Here is a 4,323-nt window from a genome sequence, read left to right as displayed (position 1 = left end):
GAGAAAATCCCGCGCTATGGCACGGCTTTCTCGGCAATTGTCACAAAGTATTCATCGTAGCGTCATCGGCTTTGACTAGTTTGGCTAAAACCCTCGCTTGGATGCGCCCCATGCCCGCTCTCGCTTCATCCTCCGCCGACTTTACCGCCGTCCTCTTTGGCCTTTCCGGTTGCCTGGTGGATTTTGGCGCGCGCACCCTGCCCGTCACCCTGCAACGCCTTTACCCCGAGGCCGCCAACCAGAGCTATCAGCACCTCACGCCCCACGATGCACTCGAGGCTGTGCTGGGTCGCGAGGTCGAAACCAGCGACCTCAGCGCGCTGCAGCTGGCTCTGCAAGACTGCGCCAACGAGCACACTGAAACCACGCCCGGCGCCCTGCACGTGCTCGAAACCTTGCAACGCCAGGGCGTGCCCTGCGCCTGGCTGGATGAATTGCCTGCGGCGACCAGCCAGCGCTTGGCCAGCGCCCTGCCCGCCTGGCTGCCTGGCACCGACACCAGCGCCGCCCGCCCCTGGCCGGCCCCGGATGCCTGCTGGCAGTCGTTGTCGGCCTTGAAGGTGGACAACCTCGAAGGCTGTGTATTGATCAGCGGCGAGCCGCGCCTGCTCCAGGCCGGCCTGAACGCAGGCCTATGGACCGTCGGCCTGGCCGCCTGCGGCCCGCTGTGTGGCCAAGCGCAGGCGGATTGGCAGGCACTGCCTGCCGCTGAGCGCGACCATTTACGCGCGCAGGCTACCTTGAGCCTGTATCGCCTGGGCGTGCATTCGGTGATTGATCAATTAGCCGACTTGGGGCCGAGCCTTGAGGACTTGGTACATCGCCGCCAGAAAGGCGAAAAACCCTAAAGGTGTTACATGTTGCCGTGCCTTGGATCAGGCAAAGGCGCGGCCCATGGATTACCCTCAAGCAACCGGCACTCGAACCTTTGGCGTATGCCCAGGGTCAATGCTGTTGCCTATCACAGAGGGAGAAACACCATGCCTGCCCGCGAATTGCAGCACCAACTGGACTTACTGCGCGAGCAACTGGAAAGCCAGCCACCGGTTTCCGCCGAGCAACGCGAAGAGCTTGCCGCACTGGCACAACAAATTGAACTGCAACTGGAACGCGAAGCCAGCGCCCCCGATACCAACTTGGTGGACGGGGTAAACCTCGCCGTCGAACGCTTTGAAGTGGAACACCCAACCATTGCCGGCACCCTGCGCAATATTGTGCAGAGCTTGGTCAGTATGGGGATTTAAGTACCACAACAATGAAAAGCCCCGCATCAGCGGGGCTTTTTCGTAGGGGCGTTATTGACGCACTAAGCGGCGATTATCCGGGCTGATCGGCCCAGTACTGCGGTACGGGTTGATATCCAAGCCGCCGCGGCGCACATAACGCGCGTACACGGTCAGGCTCTCCGGCTGGAGCAAGCGTTGCAGATCAAGAAAGATCCGCTCCACGCACTGCTCATGAAAGTCGGCGTGCTGACGGAAGCTCACCAAATAAGCCAGCAGGCTAGCCGGCTCCAATGCCGGCCCACGGTACTGCACTACCACCGTGCCCCAGTCTGGCTGGCCGGTAACCGGGCAATTGGACTTCAGCAGATGGCTATGCAGGCTTTCTTCAACAACGCGGCTGGTATCGCAGCGCAGCAGCTCGGGTTGCGGCTTTTCGTAGTTGCTGATGGCGACATCCAGCTCGTCCACGCACAGCCCCGGCAACGCACTCACGCCCTCTTCCTGCACCTCGGCCAAACTCCGTACCCGCACACCCACCGGCTTGCCCGCCGCCGCGCTGAGGTCGTTGACCAACACCGCCTGCAATTCAGCCGCCGTGGCAAAGACGCTTTGGTTGAGCGAGTTGAGGTACAGCTTGAAGGATTTGGATTCGATGATATTCGGCGAATCGGCGGGAATAGCGAATTCACCAATCGCCACCACTGGCTTGCCCGAGGGCAGCAGCCAGGACAGCTCAAAGCAGTTCCAAAAGTCGACGCCCTGATACGGCAAGGTCTCAGCCGTCAGGCCCAACTCGGCCCATTTCGGCGCGCGGGGAATGGGGTACAGCAGCGACGGCGTGTAAGTAGCGATGTACTCGCTGGCTTTGCCCAGAGGGGAATGTTCGACGGCGGAGTGCATGGCGGCGACCTGACTGAAAAAACGCGGCAAGTGTATACAACTTGCCGGGCTTTTTCAGCCGAAGCTGGCTTTACTGGCGCATGCCGCGACCGCTCACCAGCAGGCGCACACAGGCGATATACAGCACGGTGGTGGCCACCAGCATAAAGCCGATAGCGATGCTGATGCGGATGTCCGACACCCCCAGAATGCCGTAGCGGAAGGCGTTGACCATATGCAGCACCGGGTTGGCCAACGACACGGTTTGCCAGAACGGCGGCAGAAGGTTGATCGAGTAGAACACCCCGCCCAGGTAAGTCAGCGGCGTCAGCACGAAGGTCGGAATGATCGAGATGTCATCGAAATTGCGCGCGTACACGGCGTTGATAAAGCCACACAGCGAGAAAATCGTCGCCGTCAGCAGCACCACCAGCACGGTAATACCCAGGTGATGCACCTGCAGATCGGTAAAGAACAACGACAGCAAGGTCACGATCACGCCGACAGCCAAACCACGCAGCACGCCGCCCACTACATAGCCGATCAGAATGGTATGCGGCGACACCGGCGCCACCATCAGCTCTTCTACCGAGCGCTGGAATTTGCTGCCGAAGAAGCTCGACACCACGTTGCCGTATGCGTTGGTGATCACCGACATCATGATCAAGCCGGGCACGATGTACTGCATATAGGTGAAGCCACCCATGTCGCCGATCTGCCGGCCAATCAGGTTGCCGAAGATGACGAAGTACAAAACCATGGTGATGGCTGGCGGCAGCAGGGTTTGCGGCCAAATCCGCATAAAGCGGCGCACTTCGCGGTAGACGATGGTGTTTAGCGCCACCCAGTTGGCTTGCAACTCGCTATTTAGATACTCGGGCTTCATACCGCCACCTTCGCCAGGTTTTTTTCCACCAGGGAAACAAACAGCTCCTCCAGGCGATTGGTTTTGTTGCGCATGCTCAACACCTGAATGTTCTGTGCCGCTAGCAAGCGGAACAGCTCGCTGATGCCCAAGCTTTTTTCCACCTGCACGGACAAGGTGTGGTCATCCACCAGCTGCGCCGGGTAACCGGGCAGAGTGGGCAGCAGGGTCAGCGAGTCTTTCAGGTCGAGCAGAAAGGTTTCCACATGCAGCTTGCTCAGCAACTTGCGCATGCTGGTGTTTTCGACGATCTGGCCGTGGTCGATGATGCCGATGTTGCGGCACAGCTGTTCGGCTTCTTCCAGGTAGTGGGTGGTCAGAATAATGCTGATGCCCTGCTCATTGAGCTCGGTCAGAAACGTCCACATTGAGCGGCGCAGTTCGATATCCACGCCAGCGGTGGGCTCGTCGAGAATCAGCAAGCGCGGCTGGTGAATCAGCGCACGGGCAATCATCAAACGGCGCTTCATGCCGCCCGAAAGTTCACGCGAGGCCGAGTTGCGTTTGTCCCACAGGCCCAGTTGAGTCAGGTACTGCTCGGCGCGCTCTTTGGCGATGCGCAGCGGAATACCGTAGTAACCGGCTTGGGTGGTGACAATATCGAAGACTTTTTCAAACTGGTTGAAATTGAATTCCTGCGGCACCACGCCCAGGCAGCGCTTGAGCTGCGAGGGTTCGCGATCGAGGTCATGGCCAAACACACTGACCGTGCCGCTGGACTTGGTCACCAGCGTGGAAAGAATGCCAATGGTGGTGGATTTACCGGCACCGTTGGGGCCGAGTAAGGCGAAGAAATCGCCTTCGGCAACGTCCAGATCAATACCGTGTAGCGCTTGAAAGCCGTTGCCGTACGTCTTGGTCAGGCCACGGATAGACAGGGCAGAACTCATAGAGAAATACACACTTAAAAGAAAAGAATTGGAGCGGGAAAACGCCGCCACTCACTGCGGGCGACGCAGTTTAGCGTCAGAACGGTAGGAGGCTAAACAGTTTCCCATTTGATTATTTCGGGTCAGGTCAACGCCGTCATCACCGCGGTTTGAAACGCTGGGCGCTCTTTCAGGCGCTTATACCAGGCCAGCAAATTGGGTTGCTCAGGGCGCTCAATGGGCATCTCGAACCACGCGTAAATCGCACAACCCAGCGGAATATCGCCCATGCCAAAGGTGGCGCCGGAAAGGTACGGCTGCTCACTCAGGACCTTCTCCGGCATAGCCAACAACTCGCTACAGCGCTGGATGCCTGCGGCAATCGCCTGTTCATTGCGCTGCTCGGGCGGCGTACGCAGCGTGC

Annotated in this window: 6 protein-coding genes; 2 read left to right on the top strand and 4 right to left on the bottom strand. The window is 59.2% G+C overall.

Annotation, left to right across the window (positions count from 1 at the left end; all coding sequences use genetic code 11):
• The first annotated feature begins 110 nt into the window (after positions 1 to 110).
• A complete protein-coding gene (locus AAAB16_RS18065) occupies positions 111 to 848 on the top strand; it encodes an HAD family phosphatase (RefSeq protein ID WP_340664568.1) in 738 nt (245 codons plus the stop codon).
• Positions 849 to 980: 132 nt separating this feature from the next.
• The gene (locus AAAB16_RS18060) at positions 981 to 1,244 is read left to right on the top strand and encodes a DUF4404 family protein (RefSeq protein ID WP_110614021.1); all 264 of its coding nucleotides are present in this window, start codon (positions 981 to 983) and stop codon (positions 1,242 to 1,244) included.
• Positions 1,245 to 1,295: 51 nt separating this feature from the next.
• Here the strand turns inward: AAAB16_RS18060 and queF are convergent, their stop codons facing one another.
• The 4 genes from queF to AAAB16_RS18040 all read right to left on the bottom strand — a co-directional run.
• Complete coding sequence (gene queF / locus AAAB16_RS18055) at positions 1,296 to 2,126, bottom strand: NADPH-dependent 7-cyano-7-deazaguanine reductase QueF (RefSeq protein ID WP_340664567.1); 831 nt, start codon at positions 2,124 to 2,126, stop codon at positions 1,296 to 1,298.
• A gap of 70 nt (positions 2,127 to 2,196) precedes the next feature.
• A complete protein-coding gene (locus AAAB16_RS18050) occupies positions 2,197 to 2,991 on the bottom strand; it encodes an ABC transporter permease (protein ID WP_340664566.1) in 795 nt (264 codons plus the stop codon).
• On the bottom strand, positions 2,988 to 3,920 hold the full coding sequence (locus tag AAAB16_RS18045) for an ABC transporter ATP-binding protein (protein WP_340664565.1): 933 nt from the start codon (positions 3,918 to 3,920) through the stop codon (positions 2,988 to 2,990). The genes AAAB16_RS18050 and AAAB16_RS18045 overlap by 4 nt, the downstream gene beginning before the upstream one ends.
• Before the next feature lie 122 nt (positions 3,921 to 4,042).
• On the bottom strand, positions 4,043 to 4,323 hold a 281-nt coding region (locus AAAB16_RS18040), incomplete at its 5' end, for a glutathione binding-like protein (protein ID WP_340664564.1).

It is taken from the genome of Pseudomonas sp. (assembly GCF_037994325.1).
Lineage (GTDB): Bacteria > Pseudomonadota > Gammaproteobacteria > Pseudomonadales > Pseudomonadaceae > Aquipseudomonas.
This window is presented reverse-complemented; position numbering and strand designations above follow the sequence as displayed.